At 67.2% G+C, this 19,017-nt stretch carries 16 protein-coding genes; 9 read left to right on the top strand and 7 right to left on the bottom strand.

The window, feature by feature from the left end; genetic code table 11:
* Window positions 1-2 precede the first annotated feature (2 nt).
* Both GQ674_RS06880 and GQ674_RS06885 read right to left on the bottom strand, forming a co-directional pair.
* On the bottom strand, window positions 3-1,076 hold the full coding sequence (locus tag GQ674_RS06880) for a catalase family protein (protein ID WP_159496463.1): 1,074 nt from the start codon (window positions 1,074-1,076) through the stop codon (window positions 3-5).
* Between the two features lie 181 nt (window positions 1,077-1,257).
* Window positions 1,258-1,836, bottom strand: a complete 579-nt coding sequence (locus tag GQ674_RS06885; protein WP_159496464.1) for an SMI1/KNR4 family protein — start codon at window positions 1,834-1,836, stop codon at window positions 1,258-1,260.
* A 141-nt stretch (window positions 1,837-1,977) separates the two neighbouring features.
* On the opposite strand from GQ674_RS06885, the gene GQ674_RS06890 reads away from it, so the two are divergent.
* Both GQ674_RS06890 and GQ674_RS06895 read left to right on the top strand, forming a co-directional pair.
* On the top strand, window positions 1,978-3,393 hold the full coding sequence (locus tag GQ674_RS06890; protein WP_159496465.1) for a deoxyribodipyrimidine photo-lyase: 1,416 nt from the start codon (window positions 1,978-1,980) through the stop codon (window positions 3,391-3,393).
* Window positions 3,394-3,529: 136 nt separating this feature from the next.
* On the top strand, window positions 3,530-4,225 hold the full coding sequence (locus tag GQ674_RS06895; RefSeq protein ID WP_159496466.1) for an OmpA family protein: 696 nt from the start codon (window positions 3,530-3,532) through the stop codon (window positions 4,223-4,225).
* A 211-nt stretch (window positions 4,226-4,436) separates the two neighbouring features.
* Here GQ674_RS06895 and GQ674_RS06900 read toward each other — a convergent pair whose 3' ends face one another.
* Both GQ674_RS06900 and GQ674_RS06905 read right to left on the bottom strand, forming a co-directional pair.
* A complete protein-coding gene (locus tag GQ674_RS06900) occupies window positions 4,437-7,478 on the bottom strand; it encodes a TonB-dependent receptor (protein WP_236546212.1) in 3,042 nt (1,013 codons plus the stop codon).
* A 315-nt stretch (window positions 7,479-7,793) separates the two neighbouring features.
* The gene (locus GQ674_RS06905; RefSeq protein WP_159496468.1) at window positions 7,794-8,816 is read right to left on the bottom strand and encodes a LysR family transcriptional regulator; all 1,023 of its coding nucleotides are present in this window, start codon (window positions 8,814-8,816) and stop codon (window positions 7,794-7,796) included.
* A gap of 205 nt (window positions 8,817-9,021) precedes the next feature.
* Between GQ674_RS06905 and GQ674_RS06910 the strand changes: the two genes are divergently transcribed.
* The 7 genes from GQ674_RS06910 to GQ674_RS06940 all read left to right on the top strand — a co-directional run bounded on the left by GQ674_RS06910 (window position 9,022) and on the right by GQ674_RS06940 (window position 17,217).
* Window positions 9,022-9,186 (top strand): hypothetical protein, encoded by a 165-nt coding sequence (locus tag GQ674_RS06910; protein WP_236546213.1) that lies wholly within the window; start codon window positions 9,022-9,024, stop codon window positions 9,184-9,186.
* On the top strand, window positions 9,183-9,956 hold the full coding sequence (locus GQ674_RS06915; protein WP_159496469.1) for an SDR family NAD(P)-dependent oxidoreductase: 774 nt from the start codon (window positions 9,183-9,185) through the stop codon (window positions 9,954-9,956). The genes GQ674_RS06910 and GQ674_RS06915 overlap by 4 nt, the downstream gene beginning before the upstream one ends.
* 91 nt (window positions 9,957-10,047) lie before the next feature.
* Window positions 10,048-11,268, top strand: a complete 1,221-nt coding sequence (locus GQ674_RS06920) for an efflux RND transporter periplasmic adaptor subunit (RefSeq protein ID WP_201290226.1) — start codon at window positions 10,048-10,050, stop codon at window positions 11,266-11,268.
* A 166-nt stretch (window positions 11,269-11,434) separates the two neighbouring features.
* The gene (locus GQ674_RS06925; RefSeq protein ID WP_159496470.1) at window positions 11,435-14,605 is read left to right on the top strand and encodes a multidrug efflux RND transporter permease subunit; all 3,171 of its coding nucleotides are present in this window, start codon (window positions 11,435-11,437) and stop codon (window positions 14,603-14,605) included.
* A 25-nt stretch (window positions 14,606-14,630) separates the two neighbouring features.
* Window positions 14,631-15,368, top strand: coding sequence for an SDR family oxidoreductase (locus GQ674_RS06930; RefSeq protein ID WP_128096148.1), 738 nt, complete (start codon window positions 14,631-14,633; stop codon window positions 15,366-15,368).
* Window positions 15,362-16,792, top strand: coding sequence for an efflux transporter outer membrane subunit (locus GQ674_RS06935; protein WP_159496471.1), 1,431 nt, complete (start codon window positions 15,362-15,364; stop codon window positions 16,790-16,792). The genes GQ674_RS06930 and GQ674_RS06935 overlap by 7 nt, the downstream gene beginning before the upstream one ends.
* Window positions 16,793-16,950: 158 nt before the next feature.
* On the top strand, window positions 16,951-17,217 hold the full coding sequence (locus tag GQ674_RS06940; protein ID WP_159496472.1) for a hypothetical protein: 267 nt from the start codon (window positions 16,951-16,953) through the stop codon (window positions 17,215-17,217).
* Between the two features lies 1 nt (window position 17,218).
* On the opposite strand, the gene GQ674_RS06945 is transcribed toward GQ674_RS06940, so the two are convergent.
* The 3 genes from GQ674_RS06945 to GQ674_RS06955 all read right to left on the bottom strand — a co-directional run bounded on the left by GQ674_RS06945 (window position 17,219) and on the right by GQ674_RS06955 (window position 18,990).
* A complete protein-coding gene (locus tag GQ674_RS06945) occupies window positions 17,219-17,602 on the bottom strand; it encodes a VOC family protein (protein WP_159496473.1) in 384 nt (127 codons plus the stop codon).
* Between the two features lie 146 nt (window positions 17,603-17,748).
* Complete coding sequence (locus tag GQ674_RS06950; RefSeq protein ID WP_159496474.1) at window positions 17,749-18,615, bottom strand: endonuclease/exonuclease/phosphatase family protein; 867 nt, start codon at window positions 18,613-18,615, stop codon at window positions 17,749-17,751.
* 132 nt (window positions 18,616-18,747) lie between these two features.
* Window positions 18,748-18,990: a hypothetical protein gene (locus GQ674_RS06955; protein ID WP_159496475.1), complete on the bottom strand. Its 243-nt coding sequence runs from the start codon at window positions 18,988-18,990 to the stop codon at window positions 18,748-18,750.
* Between the last annotated feature and the right edge of the window lie 27 nt (window positions 18,991-19,017).

Consider the following 19,017-nt stretch of genomic DNA (forward strand, 5'->3'; position numbering starts at 1 on the left):
GGTCACGGTTCGTGGATCGGACAGCGGTTGAACTGGGAACGGAACTGCCGCGATGCCGCCATCACCACCCGGCGTGCACGGTTGAGGCTGCCCAGCGGGCGGTGCGCAGCAAGTGCGTGCCAGGGTGCGAAAGCCAGGGCATCTTCGCGGGCTTCCGCATCGGTGCTCCATGCCGGCTGCGCGCCGATCGACAGATGTCCCACCGGCACGAATGGACTGATGCTCTCCGGCCAGACCACGGAGGCATCCTCGATAGGCATCTGCGCCAGGTCGCGGCACAACTGCACCCGCAGCTCCCACATCACCGGGGCGGCCAGATCGGCGAAGAACGCGGCAATGGCATCGCGCTGTGCGTCCTCGCCGGACGGCAGCGACTGCCCGGTCAGCGCCAGCAGGGCGGGCGACACCGGTACCCAGGAGAACTTGGCCATGTACGGGCCGTACAGGAACGGGACCTGGGTAAAGAAGGTTTCGCCCAGCGGATGATGCTGTGGCTCGCCGCCCAACGCCTTCAAGGTGGCACTTTGCCCGCCCACTGCTTCCAGCGCCGCTTCGGCACCGCGCAACGTGGCCGACAGCACCTGCTTGGTGCGCGGCATGCGCTCGGTGGTGGCGGCCAGCAGTTTCGCCGAGCGCAGGAAGCCCTGCACGCCCGGTGTGGTGAACGCCGGGCCGTTGACCATCAGGAAGTCCTGGCTGTGCTGCTCGTCGCCACCCTCCACGCGCTCGCCCTGCACGCCCAGGATCTTCACTGCCATCGCGCGCGGCGTGGACACGCTGTCGGGCAGCTGCTCGGCCGGCGGCGATGACAGCCGCACCAGGGCGTCATACGCGCCGGGGCGGGCGAACAGCCCGTGAGCAAGTTCAGCGGGCAGGTCGTGCGCCACCTGGAACCGGGCGCGCAGCAGTGCATGGCCCTTGGCGTGAACCGCCCGATGCGCATGGCCTTCATGCTCGGCGACCGTGCTGGCCATGTCGGTGAAGAGCCTGGCCAGGGCAGCGATGGTCTCTTCTTCGTCCGGTGCGCGGTGTTCAACGTCGGGCGAGTAGGCAACGGCGGGCGCGAACGGGGTCATGGGGCGGCATCCTGGCAACGGGAGGAGGTGCCGGCTGGCGTGACCGTGGATGAGGCCCTGGCAGCAGCCGGCTGTGGCATTGGATGCCGCCACCTTGAACGCCGCCGCGTGCAAGGGCGGTGCACGGCGCATGGCTGCCGTGCGAAGGACGCGGCACGTTACCCGCCGGGGTCTGCCGGAATTACCACTCCAGCGTGTCGAAGAAGGCGTCGGCCGCTTCGTCGTTGCCCAGGACGGCCGCCGCTGCCTGCAGGGCTGCGTCCCGGTGCTCGGGGCGAAGCTCGCCGTCGTCGTCTTCCAGCTCCTCTCCGGCCGCCTGGTACACGGTTCCCACTGCGGCGAGGACGGCCAGGAAAGTGGGAAGGTCATCGGCCAGCACCGCGGCGTCCCATGTCCCTGCGCCGTGGAAGGCGAAGAGGACCTGGCCGGTCTGGAGGTCGAGGATGAAGGGATCGGCGTTCTGGTCGGCGATCACCAGCCAGTGTTCGGGCCAGTCCGCGCTGCGCGCGTCGGCGTCGCCTTCCCAGCGATAGCCTGCCTGCAACGCCCACAAGCGATGCAGCGGCGGGAATTCGACGTTCACACCTGGCACGCTGATGCCCACCGGTCCGACGCTCGCATGCACGGTCTCGCCCCACGGACCGACCTGCGCATAGAACGCGGCCAGCGCCGGCGGCAGCGCGACGTCGCCTTGCCACAGGTCGGGCGATTGCGCCTTGAGTGGGCCGAAGCCGGCAAACGAAGCGTGCAGTGCGTGCATGGTGCGGGTCCATCCGGAGCGGGACTGCGAAGACTAGCCAGCATCGATGCGGCACACAAACCCTGCGTGGCGCCGGGCCAGTGCGTGTTCTTCACCGCTGCTGGCTATCATGGGCACGGTTTTTTCGCCTGGGTGGTGGTTGTGACGGTAGCGCTGGTGTGGTTTCGCCGTGATCTGCGGCTGCAGGACAACCCGGCCCTGCAGGCCGCGCTGGATGCTGGCCATGTGCCGGTACCGGTGTATATCCATGCGCCGCACGAAGAGGGTGACTGGGCCCCGGGGGGCGCATCCAATGCCTGGCTGCACCGGTCGCTGGCGGCGCTGGACGCCGACCTGCGCGCGCGCGGCTCGGCGCTGGTGCTGTGCCAGGGTGACAGCCATGCCGAGCTCGAGCGTCTGATCGCGCAGACCGGGGCGGTGGCCGTGTACTGGAACCGCAAGTACGAACCGGCCACCCAGCCGCGGGATGCGGCCATCAAGCGCGCGCTGCGCGAGCAGGGCATCAACGCCGAAAGCCACAACGGCACCCTGCTGCTGGAGCCGTGGGATATCGCCACGCTGCAGGGCAACCCGTACAAGGTATTCACCCCGTTCTGGCGCAACGCACTGACCCGCCTGCAGGTGCCGGCTCCCATGCCGCTGCCGGCAACCTTGCCGGCGCACGCGGTGCAGGGCGTTGCACTGGACGCGCTGAAGCTGGCCGCGGCGCTGCCTTGGGACGCGCAATTCTGGGACCACTGGCAGCCCGGTGAAGCCGGCGCGCACGAGGCGCTGACGGTGTTCATCGACGGCGCGCTCAACGGGTACCGCCAGCAGCGTGACCTGCCCGACCGGGTGGGTACCTCGCTGCTGTCACCACACCTGCATTTCGGCGAGATCGCGCCGTGGCAGATCGTGCGCCGGCTGCAGGACGAGCGAAGTGCCAGCCGTGATGCGGACATCGACGGTTACATCCGCGAGCTGGGCTGGCGCGAGTTCTCCTACCACCTGCTGCACCACTTTCCGCAGACCCCGGACCACAACCTCAACCCGCGTTTCGACGGGTTCGGTTGGGCGCCGCCCAACGCCGCACAGCTGCAGGCCTGGCAGCAGGGCCGTACCGGCATTCCGATCATCGATGCGGGCATGCGTGAACTGTGGGCCACCGGCTACATGCACAACCGGGTGCGCATGCTGGTGGCCAGCTTCCTGTGCAAGCACCTTCGCCAGCATTGGCGCGACGGCGCGCGCTGGTTCTGGGACACCCTGGTGGATGCCGACCTGGCCAACAACACCATGGGCTGGCAATGGGTGGCCGGCACCGGTGCCGACGCCGCGCCGTACTTCCGCATCTTCAACCCGGTCACCCAGTCGGAGAAGTTCGATCCGCAGGCGCGCTACATCACCCGCTGGGTGCCCGAGCTGGCCTCCCTGCCGCTGAAGGCCCGCTTTGCGCCGTGGCAGCACCCGCACCTGCTGGCCGAGCACGCGCCGACCTATCCCACGCTGCCGCTGGTCGACCTGGCCGCGGGACGCGATGCCGCGTTGGCCGCCTACCGTCACACCGGCAGCGTGTAAACCCGGTTGCGCGGGCCGCGCTCAGAAAGCTGAACGGGGAGGCGGCAGGCGTTCGCATCGTCATGCCGGCATCGCGTCCGCGTGTTTATCCTTTGGGCGCTCGCAAGCCGGTAGACCGGTAACCAAGGAGAACACCATGATTCGACCCGCAACCCGTAACGTGGCCCTGGCCCTGATGACCGCCGCTGCCTTGACGGCCTGCGCCACCGGCGGCTCGTATACCCAGTCCGATCCGTACGGCAACCCCACCCAGCAGCAGAACAAGACCGGCCGCAACGCGCTGATCGGTACTGCCGTGGGCGTGGCCGCCGGCCTGCTCAGTGGCAACAGCGCCACCGAGCGCCGCCAGCACGCGATGATCGGTGCCGGTATCGGCGCGCTCAGTGGTGCGGCCATCGGCCAGTACCAGGACCGTCAGGAACGCGCCCTGCGCGAACGTACCGCCAACACCGGTATCGACGTGTCCCGCGACGGCGACAACCTGACCCTGAACCTGCCGGACGGCATCACCTTCGACTTCGGCAAGTCCACGCTGAAGCCGCAGTTCTACAGCTCGCTCAATGGCGTGGCCAGCACCCTGGCCGAGTACAACCAGACCATGATCGAAGTGGTGGGCCATACCGACAGCATCGGCAGCGATGCGGTCAACAACCGCCTGTCCAAGGAGCGTGCCGATTCGGTGGCCGCCTACCTGACCGCCCAGGGTGTGCAGGGTGCCCGCATCGAAACGTTGGGTGCCGGCAAGGCCTACCCGATCGCCGACAACAGCACCGACGCCGGCCGCGCGCAGAACCGCCGTGTGGAAATCCGTGTGATTCCGCTTCGGCAATAACGCGCAGCGTTATTGACGGGTCCGGCTAACGGCCGGAGCAAAATGCCGCCATTTCAGGCGGCATTTTTGTGGGTACCGGCCGTTGGCCGGTAAGCCATGAACACGTCCGCCCGTGCGCGGACCCGTGCCGACCAACGGTCGGCACCTACCGGCGGTGGGTGGGTACCGGCCGTTGGCCGGTACGCCCTGAACCCATCCGTCTGCGCGGCGCTTACCAGTCGTACTGCACCTGCAGCCGGGCGTAACGCGGGGTGGTGTTGTAGCGCGCCTTGCCGTAGTTGAAGTAATCGGTGATCGTCCCGGCGGCATTGACGTCGTAGCGCTGCTCGTACACCTGCACCGGCTTGACCGAATTGAACAGGTTGATCACCGACAGCTGCACGCTCAGCCCGGCCAGCGCGGCCGGCGAATACACCACGTTCGGGTTGAAGGTCGCCGTCCACGGCGTACGGCCACTGCTGCCCAGCTTGGCGATGTCGTCCTCACCCACGTTGCAGGTGTGGAATACCCCGCGGTAGCCGAATTCCGTGCCGAAGGTGCCGTTGCCGCCGCCCAGGCAGCTGATCGGCGTGCCGGACTGCACCAGCAGGTTGGCGCCCACCTGCCATTCCGGGTTCAACTGGTAGCTGCCAAACAGCTTGATGCTGTGCCGGCGGTCATTGAACAGGTAGCCATCTGCACCGTAAGACAGCTCCTTGAAATCGAAGTCCGAGGTGGTGCCGGTGTCATCCTGCCCGTTGGTGCTCTTTACCAACCCTTCGTAGTTGCCGTGCAGCTTGGCCCACGTGTAGCTGGCACTGGCATACCAGCGCTCGGTGCGCTTCTCGGCGGACAGGGTCAAGGAGGTGTAGCGGCGCTTGGCCTTCGGTCCCAGGTCCTCGCCAGGGACGCGGATGCTGTCGGGGGTACCGTCGCCATCCACGTCGATGTCCAGCACCAGATCGCTACCCGGGTTGTACAGCCAACAGCCGGGCAGGCCGCCGGGCACTTCCCACTCACTGTCCCAATGCGAGACGTCGTAGCCGGCCGCCTTGGCGGCGGTGTAGAGCGCACGGGAATCGCAGGTGTCATCGATCACCTGGTTGATGCGGCGCAGGGTGAGCTTGGCGCCCAGGGTCCAGCCATCGACCCAGTCGTTCCCCGAGTGCAGCTGCCGCTGGTAGCCGAGGATGAACTCGTCCTGGGTATACGGCTTGAGCCCCTGTGAGGCGACCGCCCGCGGGTTGGGCGTGCTGCCATCGGCCCCGTTGACCACACCGTCGGCACTGCCATCGCGGTAGGAGCCGGTGATGTTCGGCTTGCCCGTTACCGGGTCGTACCCGTCGTAGGTGAAGTAGTCCATCGTGTAGTAAGAAGCTGTGGCCGCGCGTAGCGCCACGTTGGCCGCGATCGGCAACGAGTAGCGGCCGAGCGAGGCGTACAGCTTGCTGTAGCCGTCACCGATGGGATCCCAAGACAGCCCCAGCCGTGGCTGCCAGATGTTGTCCTGTTTGACGAACGTGGCGCCGCTGCCGTTGCGGTTGTCGAACGAGTCGTTGCGCAGCCCGGCGTACAGCATCAGCCGGTCGTTGACCTGCCAGTGGTCTTCCAGGTACCACGACGCCTGTTTGACGCCGATCGTCCCGCCGGTGCGGAAATTGATGCGCTGGGCGTAGTTCGCGTAGAGGTTCCAGTAGGCACCGCTGGAGTACGCCGTGCCTTGCACCGAGGTCCAGTCTTCCGTGCTGTAGCCGGCGCCGAGCTGGTGATTGCCGAGTTGCCAGACCAGGTCGGCCTGGGTGGTGCGGCGTTCGTTGCTGCCGCCGCGCAGGCCCAGCTGGCTGTCGACAGCGCACCCGACCTGTTTGCCGAGCACGCGGTCCACCACGTACGGGCATTCACCATCGGGAGCGTTGATGTCGCCCTCGTAGTCGCCGCGCTTTCCGTCCGGGCTGAGCGTGTACTCACCCGTGTGGTTGCGCATGCGGCCATGCTGCACGCTGGCGGTGAGGTCATCAGTGAGTTGGCTGGTCCACTTGAACACATGGGTGGTGCCACCGGCGCGACCTTCCTTACGCCCGCGATAGTCGCGCTTGCCGGGCTCGGCATCGGGCTGGTCGCTGCTGTAGTCGGCGTCGTAGTAGTCGTAGCGGTAGCGTTGGCGGTTGTCGAAGCCGGTGTATTCCAGGTGGTTGCGGTCATTGAGGTACCAGTCCAGCTTCAACAGCCAGTACGGGTCGCGCGAGCGGTAGTCCTGTGCCGATGCCGACAGCGAGGCGGGCGGTGCTGGCGTGTCGGGGTCGCTGGCGCGACGCGGGCCGCTGGCCGTGCGGCCACCGAAGGCGGTGCTGTCCGAGCGGCTCAGGCTGCCCAGCGCGAACACGAACAGTGTGTCCTCGATGAGCGGGCCACCGGCCCAGGCGCTGGCCACGTCGCTGGACCTGCTGTTGTTGTCGTACGAGCGCAGGATGCTGCCATCGCTGCGCAGGGTGTCCGGCGCATTCTCCCGTAGCGCGGAAGGTTCGGTGGTCCAGCTGAACCCGCCCTTCCAGGTGTTGGTGCCGCGCTTGACGTTGACGCTGGTCACCCCGCCGGTGGAGAACCCGTAGCGTGCGCCATAGCCGCCGGTCTGCACGTCCAGCTGGTCGATGGCCTGGAACGGCACCTCGGAGAAGGACAGGCTGTCGAACAGGTTGGTGACGTTGAAGCCGTTGACGTAGTAACTGTTTTCCGCCGCCGAGGCGCCACCGAACGAGGCCGGGCCAAAGAAGCTGCTGCTGGCCACGGTGCCCGGTGTCAGCAGCGAAATGCTGGTGATGTCGCGTGCCACCGGCAAGGTGTTGAGCTGCTCGGCGGTGAACGTGGTGCGCGTTTCCACGCTGCCCAGGTCGATCGGGGCGGCGGCAATGGCGCGCACCTTGACCGTCTCCAGCGTGGCTGCCCGGGCGAAGTCCGCCTGCGTGGTCTGGCCTGCCACCACGGTTACCTGGCGTTGCTCGCTGCTGCCGTCGGCACGGGTGATGCGGACCTCGTACTGGCCGGCGGACAGTGCCGGCAGGCGGAAGCGGCCTTCAGGGTTGATCCGGGTTTCACGCGTGGTGCCAGCGTCCAGGTGCCGGATCTGCACCGTGCCCTGGGTGGCGCCGGGGACGTGGCCGAGGATGTCGCCGACGGTGCTCTGCGCCAGCGCGGGCAGCGGCGACAGCAGGGCCACCAGCAACAGGGAAAGACGGGTCTTGCGCGGTTGCATACGTGCGCGGAACGGGTGGTGCATGTGTCGCCTCCAGTGCATCCGGCCGGGCTGGCCAGGTCGCGTGGGGCGGAACCTAACGCCGCGTAGACAGTTGAAGTGCGCAGTGGTTCGCGGGACCGGCGTTCAATGTGACGCGGGTCGGATAAACAGGGATGGGCATGATCAAAGGCGTGATGCAGTTCGCGTTGAACGCCTCCGCAGGAGTGCGATGGATGCAGTGCGCAAGGGCGCCAATCACGACAATTTGCGCAGGCCGGGACAGATGCGACAAGGCCGCCCGGAGGCGGCCTTGTGCGGCAGTGGATCGACACTCCACCGCAGGAAAAAAACTCGCGATCAGGTCGCGGTGACCGTCTCCAGGATCCGCTTGCCAGTGGCCTGCAACTCCTCTTCGGCCTGCGCGCTCTGCTGTTTGGCGAACTTGGCGTTCGGGCACTGCGCCAGCATGTAGTTGGCGTCGAAGTCGAGCTTGGCCACCAGGAAGTCGACGAACGCCCGCACCTTCGGCGAGACCAGCCGGCCGCCGGCGAACACCGCGTTGAAGTCCACTTCCGGGCCGGTCCAGCCGGCCAGCACGCGGCGCACCATGCCCGATTCGACGAACGGCTTGGCCATCACGTCACCGGTGAGCAGCAAGCCTTCGCCACAGACCAGCGCGCCATTGAGCGCGGACGGATCGTTGGCCACAAGCAGTGGATTGACCGGGAAGTCGCGCAGGTCGCCCCCGTTTTCGCCCAGCTGCCAGAAGAACCGGTTGTTGTTGAGGTTGCGTGCCTTGCGCATCGCCAGGATGCGATGGAACTGCAGTTCGTCCGGGTGCAGCGGCTCGCCGTAGCGCTCGATGTAGGCCGGGCTGGCGAACACCTGGGTGCGCAGGCTGCCCAGCTTGCGCGCCACCAGGTTGGAGTCGGGCAGGGTGCCCACGCGCAACGCCAGATCGGCTTCACCTGCAATCAGGTCCAGCTTCTCGTTGCCCAGGTGCATGTCCAGCTGGATTTCCGGGTACTGCGCATGGAACTCGCCCAGCAGCGGAGCGATCCAGGTGATGCCGATGGAGTAGGGCACGGTGAAGCGTAGCCAGCCGCGCGGGCCGGACTGCAACTGGTTGACCGCACCTTCGGCTTCTTCCAGTTCGCGCGCGATGCGCTGGCAATGTTCGTGGTACACCGACCCGGCCTCGGTCAGGCCCAGCCGGCGCGTGGTCCGGTGCAGAAGGCGCGCGCCCAGGCGCGTCTCCAGTTCCTGCACCTTGCGGCTGACCGTGGTCTTGGGCAGGCCAAGCGCAGTGGCGGCGGCAATGAAGCTGCCTTGCTCGACCACCTTGACGAAGATCAGCGTGTCGTTGAGATCGTGGGCCATGACGGGTCCGAAGTCGGGGGAGGGGATAGGGTGCCCGAAAGATTGTGCCGGGTACGGGACGATTATTCCCCTTAATCCGGACTAATCAAGTGGGAGTTTGAGGACTAATCTGGCGCCATTCCCGAATTGAAGGACCTCCGCCATGTGGTTGCGGAACATTCTTGGCCGCGTACTGACCGGCCGCACAGCCCCGCTGGACTTGGCGATGACCGTTGAGAAACGGCCCTCGTCGTTGTCCTACAAGGCTTTCCGAGAGTTCACCCCGCCCGCCAAGATGCAGCGCGGCGGCAGCCTGCGCCTGGGCAATCGTGATCTGGGCCGACTGGGCCGGATTGGGATTATCCCGGCGGCGGGAGTGAAAGTCCCATGAGTGGGACGCTGGCCCCCGAGGTCCTTGTCCTGGGCGGCACCGGTAGTGTCGGCCAGGGCATCGTGGCTGCGCTTCTGGAGGCCGGCAGCCCGGTCCTGGTGGTCGGTCGCGACCCCGGTCGGCTGGCGGCCCTGCAGGAACAGTTCGCCGATGAGCCCGGTCTGGAGACGCTGCTGGGCTCCTTCGGCGACGACGCCTCGGCGCAGACGGTGGCCGAGCGCATCGCGCCACGCCGGCGCCCGTTGTCGGCGGTGGTCGATGCGATGGGCGGCCCGTACCACCGCGGTCGGGTGACCGATCGCAGTGGCGACGCGCTGCTGCAGGCGCTGCAGGCCGACGTGATGCCGCACGTGCATGCCGGCCGCCACCTGTTGCCGCTGCTGCGCGGTGGCAGCCATCCACGCCGCTACGTGTTGATCGGCGGCCCAGCCGGCTTCAAGCCGTGGGCCGGGCACGGCGAATCCTCCATCACCATGTCCACCACGCGCATGTACGCGCAGGTGCTGCACCAGGAAGCGCAGGCGCTGGGCGTACGCGCGCAGATGCTGGAAGTGTGCAACCCGGTCTGCACTCCGGCCAATGCGGCCAACGCCTGCATCGAATGGCCCAGCGCATTGCTGGTGGGTCGCCGCCTGGTCTCGCTGCTGGACACCTGTACCGACAACCGCGCCATCGTCCGATGTGACGCGCGCGATGGCGAACTGCCGCGCGGCCTGCTGCACAGGGATTGGCCTCCCCCGATGTCGCGCGACACCGCTGGCGCTGCTTGACCTCTACCAAGGTTGAGGTCGCAGGATGCGCCACCCACGTTCTGCACTACCCCCGATTTTCGAATACCACCCCTCCGTACGGATGCATGTCATGACCTCCCTTACCTCCACTCCGCATCGTCTTACCCGACGGCTGGCCATGGCCGGCGTCTCGATCCTCGCCGCCGCCGTGCTGGCTGCCTGCAGCGGTGGCCACGCAGAAGAAGCCGGCATGCCGCCGCCGCCGCAGGTGAGCGCCGCGCCGGTGCTGATCAAGCCCGTCAGCCAGTGGGACGACTTCAGTGGCCGCGTTGAAGCGGTGCAGAGCGTCGAGCTGCGCCCGCGCGTGTCCGGCTACATCGACAAGGTCAACTACGTCGAAGGCGAGGAAGTGAAGAAGGGCGACGTGCTGTTCACCATCGACGCCCGCAGCTACCAGGCCGAGTACGACCGCGCCCGTGCCGAACTGGCGCGCGCCCGCACCCAGGCCACCCTGGCCCGCAGCGAATCCGAGCGCGCCAAGAAGCTGTCCGACCAGCAGGCGATCTCCACCGAGACCTGGGAGCAGCGGCGTGCCGCGGCCGACCAGGCCGGTGCCAGCGTGCAGGCCGCGCAGGCCGCGCTGGATGCCGCCGCGTTGAACCTGGAGTTCACCAAGGTGCGTGCCCCGATCAACGGCCGCGCCGGCCGCGCGATGGTGACTGCCGGCAACCTGGTCACCGCCGGCGACAGCGCCAGCGTGCTGACCACGCTGGTGTCGCTGGACACGGTGTTCGTGTACTTCGATGCCGACGAAGCCACCTTCCTGCGGTACGCACAGATGGCACGCAAGGGCGAGCGCCCGAGCGAGCGTGACAGCGACCTGCCGGTGAAGGTGGGCCTGTCGGGCGAGGACGGCTTCCCGCACGAAGGCAAGGTCGACTTCCTCGACAACCAGGTCACCCGCAGCACCGGCACCATCCGCGTCCGTGCGCTGCTGGACAACGCCGACCGCACCTTCACCCCGGGCCTGTTCGCCCGCGTGCAGCTGCTCGGCAGCGGCCAGTTCCAGGCCATGCTGATCGACGAGAAGGCCGTGCTGACCGACCAGGACCGCAAGTATGTGTACGTGGTCGACAAGGACGGCAAGGCACAGCGCCAGGACATCACGCTGGGCCGCAATGCCGACGGCCTGCGCATCGTGCAGCAGGGTCTGAAGGCCGGCGACCGGGTGATCATCGACGGCGTGCAGAAGGTCTTCATGCCCGGCATGCCGGTGCAGGCCAAGGCCGTTGCCATGCAGCCGGTTGCCGCACCGGCTGCGCCTGCGACGGCACCCGTTGCATTGAATTAAAGGCAGCCGACTGACAGTCGGCTCTACCGTCATGTAGCAGCCGACCCCACCGTCGGCTCTACCGTGTCTGCCATCGCCCCGTGCAGGGGAGCCCGCCACCGCTGTCACCTGTGACAGCGGCCGGGGTCGTGCACGCCGGCGCTGGTGAAACCCCAGGAATCCACCCATGGACTTTTCCCGTTTCTTCATCGACAGGCCGATTTTCGCGGCGGTGTTGTCGATCGTGATCTTCGCCGCCGGCCTGATCTCCATTCCGATGCTGCCCATTGGCGAGTACCCGGAAGTGGTGCCGCCGTCGGTGGTGGTGCGTACCGTGTACCCGGGTGCCAACCCGAAGGTGATCGCCGAAACCGTGGCCACCCCGCTGGAAGAGGCCATCAACGGCGTCGAAGGCATGATCTACCTCAAGTCGGTGGCCGGCTCCGACGGCGTGCTGCAGATGACCATCACCTTCCGCCCGGGTACCGATCCGGACGAGGCCGCGGTGAAGGTGCAGAACCGCGTCGCCCAGGCCCAGGCGCGCCTGCCCGAGGACGTCCGCCGCCAGGGCGTGACCACCCAGAAGCAGTCGCCCACCTTCCTGATGGTGGTGCACCTGACCTCGCCCAAGGGCAAGTACGACACCCTGTACCTGCGCAACTACGCCCGCCTGCACGTCAAGGACGCGCTGGCACGTATCCAGGGCGTGGGCGATGCACAGATCTTCGGCGGCGGCGACTACGCCATGCGCGCCTGGCTGGACCCGGACAAGGTGGCCGCGCGCGGCCTGACCGCCAGCGACGTGGTCGGTGCCATGCGCGAGCAGAACGTGCAGGTCTCGGCCGGCCAGCTCGGTGCCGAGCCGATGCCCAACAGCCAGTTCCTGACGCTGATCAATGCCCAGGGCCGCCTGCGCAGCGAAAAGGAGTTCGGCGACATCGTGCTCAAGAGCGGTACCGACGGTGAAGTGGTGCGGTTGTCGGACGTGGCCCGGGTGGAACTGGGCGCTGGCGACTACACCCTGCGCTCGCAGCTGGACGGCAAGAACGCGGTCGGCATCGGTATCTTCCAGGCCCCCGGCGCCAACGCGCTGGAGATCCGCGATGCGGTGATGGCCAGCATGGACGAAATGCAGAAGACCATGCCCGCCGATGTGAAGTACGAAGCGGTGTATGACACCACCATCTTCGTGCGCGACTCGATCAAGGCGGTGGTCTCCACGCTGCTGGAAGCGATCGCGCTGGTGGTGCTGGTGGTGATCCTGTTCCTGCAGACCTGGCGCGCCTCGATCATTCCGTTGATCGCCGTGCCGGTGTCCATCGTGGGCACGTTCGGTGCGCTGTACCTGCTGGGCTTCTCGATCAATACGCTGAGCCTGTTCGGCCTGGTGCTGGCCATCGGCATCGTGGTCGATGACGCGATCGTGGTGGTGGAAAACGTTGAGCGCAACATCGAAGAAGGCCTGACTCCGCTGGCCGCTGCGCATCAGGCGATGCGCGAAGTGTCCGGCCCGATCATCGCCATCGCGCTGGTGCTGTGTGCCGTGTTCGTGCCGATGGCGTTCCTGTCGGGCGTCACCGGCCAGTTCTACAAGCAGTTCGCGGTCACCATCGCCATCTCCACGGTGATCTCGGCGATCAACTCGCTGACCCTGTCGCCGGCCCTGGCCGCCCGCCTGCTCAAGCCGCACGGCGCGCCGAAGGATGCCCCGACCCGCATCATCGACCGTCTGTTCGGCTGGGTGTTCCGTCCGTTCAACCGCTTCTTCAAGTCCAGCTCGGAAAAGTACGAGCGCGGCGTGTCGAAGATCCTCGGTCGCCGCGGTGCAGTGTTCGTGGTGTATGCGGTGCTGCTGGTGGGCACCGGTTTCATCTTCAAGCTGGTCCCGCCGGGCTTCATCCCGACCCAGGACAAGCTGTACCTGATCGCCGGTGTGAAGCTGCCGGAAGGCTCGTCGATCGCGCGTACCGATGAAATGCTGCGCAAGGTGGCCAAGATCGCCCAGGAAACCGATGGCGTGGCCCACACCATCTCGTTCCCCGGCCTCAACGCGCTGCAGTTCACCAATACGCCCAACACCGGCGTGGCGTTCATTCCGCTCAAGCCGTTCAACGAGCGTCATGGCCGCACCGCTGCGCAGATCAATGCCGAGATCAACCAGAAGATCGCCGGGCTGCAGGAAGGCTTTGCCTTCGCGATGATGCCGCCGCCGATCCTGGGCCTGGGTAACGGCAACGGCTACCAGATGTTCATCCAGGACCGGGGCAACCTCGGCTACGGCGCGCTGCAGAACGCGGTGCAGTCGATGCAGGGCGCGGTCGCGCAGACGCCGGGCATGGCGTTCCCGATCACCAGCTACCAGGCCAACGTGCCGCAGCTGGATGCCGAAGTGGACCGGGTCAAGGCCAAGGCGCAGGGCGTGCAGCTCACCGAGCTGTTCGACACCCTGCAGACCTACCTGGGCTCGTCGTACGTCAACGACTTCAACCAGTTCGGGCGTACCTGGCAGGTCATCGCCCAGGCCGACGGGCAGTTCCGTGACAGCGTCGAGGACATCGGCAAGCTGCGTACCCGCAACGACCGTGGCGAGATGGTGCCGATCGGCTCGATGGTCACCGTCAAGGAAACCTTCGGCCCGGACCCGGTACTGCGCTTCAATGGCTACCCGGCCGCCGACCTGGCCGGTGAAGCCGATCCGCGCATGCTGTCGTCGGCTGAAGCGATGACCAACCTCACCGCCATCGCTGCCAAGGTGCTGCCGGTCGGTATGGCCACCGAATGGACCGACCTGAGCTACCAGCAGGCCACCCAGGGCAAGGCCGCCTTCATCGTGTTCCCGGTGGCCATCCTGCTGGCGTTCCTGGTGCTGGCTGCGCTGTATGAAAGCTGGTCGCTGCCGCTGGCGGTGATCCTGATCGTGCCGATGACCCTGCTGTCGGCGTTGTTCGGCGTGTGGATGACCGGTGGCGACAACAACGTGTTCGTGCAGGTCGGCCTGGTGGTGCTGATGGGCCTGGCGTGCAAGAACGCGATCCTGATCGTCGAGTTCGCCCGGGAGCTGGAGATGGGCGGCAAGGGCATCGTCGAGGCCGCGCTGGAAGCCTGCCGCCTGCGTCTGCGCCCGATCGTGATGACCTCCATCGCCTTCATTGCCGGCACCATCCCGCTGGTGCTCTCGCACGGCGCTGGCGCCGAGGTGCGCTCTGTCACCGGCATCACGGTGTTCGCCGGCATGCTGGGCGTGACCTTGTTCGGCCTGTTCCTGACCCCGGTGTTCTACGTGGCCCTGCGCAAGTTCGTCAGCCGTAACGGCGGCGGGCAGCTGGTGACCCACGGCGAACCCACCATCCACCATTGATCCCATCCCCCGCGAGGTTTCATACATGAATACCGCTACCCAAACGATCGCCCTGGTCACCGGTGCCACCCGCGGCATCGGCCTGGAAACCGTCCGCCAGCTGGCCCAGGCCGGCGTGCATACGCTGCTGGCCGGGCGCAAGCGCGACGTCGCCGTGGCCGAGGCGCTGAAGCTGCAGGCCGAAGGCCTGCCGGTCGAGGCGATCCAGCTGGACGTGGGTGATGCCGCCAGCATCGCCGCCGCGGTGCAGACCGTGACCGAACGTCACGGTCGCCTGGACATCCTGGTCAACAACGCCGGCATCCTGCTTGATGACATCAAGCTGGCCCCGTCGGCGCAGACCCTGCAGACCTGGCGCGATACCTTCGACACCAACGTGTTCGCGGTGATCGCCGTGACCCAGGCGTTCCTGCCGCTGATCACCGCCTCGCCGGCGGGTCGTATCGTCAACGTGTCCAGCATCCTGGGCTCGCTGACCCTGCACAGCCAGCCGGGTTCGCCGATCTATGGCTTCGCCGTGCCGGCCTACAACGCCTCCAAGAGCGCGGTGAACGCCTGGACCGTGCAGCTGGCCTACGAGCTGCGCGACGGCACCACCAAGGTCAACACCGTGCACCCCGGCTACGTCAAAACCGACATGAACGGTGGCGAAGGCGAGATCGAGATCAGCGAAGGCGCGCGCTCCAGCGTGGGCATGGCGCTGATCGGCGCCGACGGCCCGAACGGCAGCTTCACCTACCTGGGCGAGGTGCTGCCATGGTGATCCGCCTGTTGACCGTGGCCGTGACCAGCGCGCTGCTGGCCGGCTGCGTCAGCGTCGGCCCCAACTACCAGGCGCCACCGGCTACGCCGGTGACCCTGCAGGGCGCCGCCGCGCCGGTGTTCACCTCCGCCTCGCCGGTGGCCAGCTGGTGGGCGCAGTTCGATGACCCGGTGCTGGAACAGCTGGTGCACGACGCACTGGGCACCAACCTGGACCTGCGCATTGCGATGGCCCGCGTGCGTGAAGCGCGCGCGGTGTTCGTTGAACAGCGCCTGGACCAGCTGCCGCACGTCACCGCCGGCGGCAGCTACGACCGCCGCAAGCAGCCCGATGCCACCGTGGGCGGCGAGCGTGTCTTCAGCGAAACCTACCAGCTCGGCTTCGACGCCGGCTGGGAGCTGGACCTGTTCGGTCGGCAGCGCCGTGCCGCCGAAGCGGCGCGCGCGGACCTGGGGGCCGAGCAGGACAACCTGGCCGATGCCCAGGTCACCGTGGCCGCCGAAGTGGCGCGCAACTACTTCGAACTGCGTGGCTCGCAGAAGCGCATCGACGTGGCCAAGCGCACCCTGGTCAACCTGCGCGATACCCAGCGCCTGACCGAGGCACGCTGGGAACTGGGTGCCGGCAGTGAGCTGGACGTGCAGAGCAGCCGCGCACGCCTGAAGGCGATCGAGGCCGATATCCCGCTGCTGGAAGTGGCCGAAGTGCAGTCGCGGCACCGCCTGGCGGTATTGCTGGCTCAGCGTCCGGATGCGCTGGACGCACTGCTGCAGCCGCGCGAAGTGCCGGCCTACGCCAAGCAGCTGCCGCTGGGTGACACCACCGACCTGCTGCGCCAGCGTGCCGACGTGCGCAGTGCCGAACGCCGCCTGGCCGCCGCCACTGCCCGCGTGGGCGTGGCCACGGCCGACCTGTTCCCGCGGATCAGCCTGACCGGCTTCGTCGGCTTCCTGTCCGGCGATGCCAGCGGCCTGGTCAACGGTGCCAACAAGGCGTGGTCGGTGACCCCGTCGATCAGCTGGGCCGCGTTCGATTTCGGCACCGTGCGGGCGCGCCTGCGTGCCAGCAAGGCGCAGGCCGACGGCGTGGCGGCCGAGTATGAGAAGACGGTGCTGCTGGCGCTGGAAGACACCGAGAACGCGCTGACCCGGTATGCCAAGCAGCAGTCGCGGCTGGGCATCGTCGCCGAGCAGGCGCAGGCCGCACGGCGTGCCGAGCAGCTGGCGCAGATCCGCTACCGCGAAGGCTCGGAAGACTTCCTGACCCTGCTGGATGCGCAACGCACCCAGCTGGCGGCGGATGACGCATTGGCGGCGGCCGAATCCACGGTCAACGTCAGCGTGGTGGGGGTATACAAGGCCCTGGGGGGCTGGGGGCAGCAGCAGGACGCAGCACCGCCGGCGGTGGCCGGCACACTGCGCTGACCCGGCAGGTGAGGGCGGCCTGGCCGCCCTCACATGTGAGCAGCGTCGGAGTTTGCCGCGATGGCGAGCCGGAAAAGCGGCCATTGGCGGCTTTGCCACTGCCGCTGACATCAATCCGGATGATACAAAACGTCCCTTTTTACCGGGGGGACGTTTCCATGATCACACCCAACCCATGGCGGGGCGACGCCACGCCCGCGCATACCGGGCAGGCGGCACTGTCGCCCGGCGCGATCACGCTGCTGGTGCTGGCCGCATTGATGGTGGCGCTTGGCTTTGCCAGGCTTCCCGATACGCTGCTGGACATCGGCGTACTCGTGATCGGCGTCTTCATCGCCGTGGTGGCCAGGATCTGCCAGGCGCGTGACCAGCATCTGGCGGTGTGCCGGCTGTTGCGGGAGTACGCCAGCCAGCGCAGGCGCTGACTCAGTCCCAGTGGTTGGCCTCAGCGCGCTCCTGCCCATCACGCATGCGCACGATGCAGAACCGATGGCCGGTAGGCGCTTCCATCACCCACCAGCGTTTGACGAAGCCGATCCGCCGTGCACCCAGTGCTTCCAGGCGCGAGGCCTCGGCATCGATGTCGTCGCTTTCGATATCCAGGTGCACGCGTGAGGCGTGCTCCACCCGTTGCACTTCCACATTCAGTCCGGCCGGTGCGCCCGCCAGGTCCGCGTACTCGGCCCCCTCTTCGCTGTAGGCCGGTTGGGCGCGGTAGCCCAAGGCCGCCGACCAGAAGGCGGCGGCCTCGTCGGCGGGGGTGTTATGGCAATCGATGATGAATCCGGCAAGGCGGCTGCGGTGGGCCATGGTCGGCACCTCCAGAGTGGGAGGGTGCCGGTATCGCACCGCCGGCATCGACGTGGCGTGAGGTAGCCCGGTCGGCGTCGTCTCACGTCGCTGCCGCGACGTCCTGGCCGCGTCGCGTCGTGCGTCGTGGCCGGAGGCAGGGCGGCTCAGCGCGCCGTCGTTGCCGGGAAGACCAGCTCGGCCTGCACCGGGTAGTGGTCCGACGGCAGCACGCCGCCGGGCGCATCGTCGAGCGTCTGGAAACGGTCGACCTTGAAGCCCCGCACCAGGATCCAGTCCAGTTCCACGGTCGGCTTGCCGGTGAAGTCGTGGAACGTCAGGCGCGGGCCATCGACCTTGGCAGCCAGTTTGCGGGCATCGCCCAGTGCCGCGGTGAATGTCTGGTAGGTGGTGCTGCCCGGTTCGCTGTTGAAGTCGCCGGTGACCACCACCGGGATGTCCTCGGGCAGCGTGGCCAGGCGCGTGGCGATCAGCTTGGCGCCCAGCACGCGGCGCGGCTCGTCCTCCTCGCGGTAGGGCAGGTGGGTGTTGAGCAGGTAGAACTGCTTGCCGTCGGCCTGGCGCTGGAACAAGGCCCAGGTGACCATGCGCGGCATGAGATTGCCCCAGGTGATGCTGCCTGGGACATCGGGCGTGTCGGACAGCCAGAAATCGCCCTGTTCCACCACCGTCAGCTGCGCGCTGTCGTAGAACACGCCCATGTGTTCGTCGCCGCTGCCGCCGCGACGGTCCTTGCCGAACCAGCGGTAGCCGGGCAGGTGGGCAACCAGATAGTCGGCCTGCTTCTGCACCAGTTCCTGGGTGCCGAACACCGCCGGGTGCTGCTCACGCAACAGACTGACCATCGCATCGCGACGGTCGTCCCAGCGGCGGCCGGGTTCGGTATCCACGGGGGTGCGCACATTGAATGACATCACCCGCAGCGGGGCAGCCGGTTCGGCCAGTGCGTGGCCGACGGGCAATGACAAGGCCATCAGGGCCAGCAGCGCGGTACGACGAAAACGAGACAACATTGGAATCCCTCCATCCCATGAAAACGTTTTCCCGAAGGGTCGCATGGAACGGGGCCGCGGGGGAATTGCCGGCGTTGGCGGCTGGAGGGGCAGGCAGCGTGCGCCTGCCCCGTGCGGCTCAACGCCGCAGTGTCACTCGTTGGGCACGTACCATTGCCCATCCTGGTCGATGTGATACACGCTGACCACCTGGCGATTGCCATTTTCATCCAGGTAATAGGTGGTGCAACGCTGGTGGTACACGTACTTGGCCACCATGAACGGAACGCACTCGGTGAACTGGCCGTCCTGTGCGGAGGCCTCGGCCATGCCCACGGTGCCGCTGGCGGCCAACGTGATTACCAGTGTGGCCATCGCGGCCAAATGCAGTTTCATAAGCATCATCCTTGCTTCTGCAGTGGA

This window comes from Stenotrophomonas sp. 364, assembly GCF_009832905.1.
GTDB lineage: Bacteria > Pseudomonadota > Gammaproteobacteria > Xanthomonadales > Xanthomonadaceae > Stenotrophomonas > Stenotrophomonas maltophilia_AP.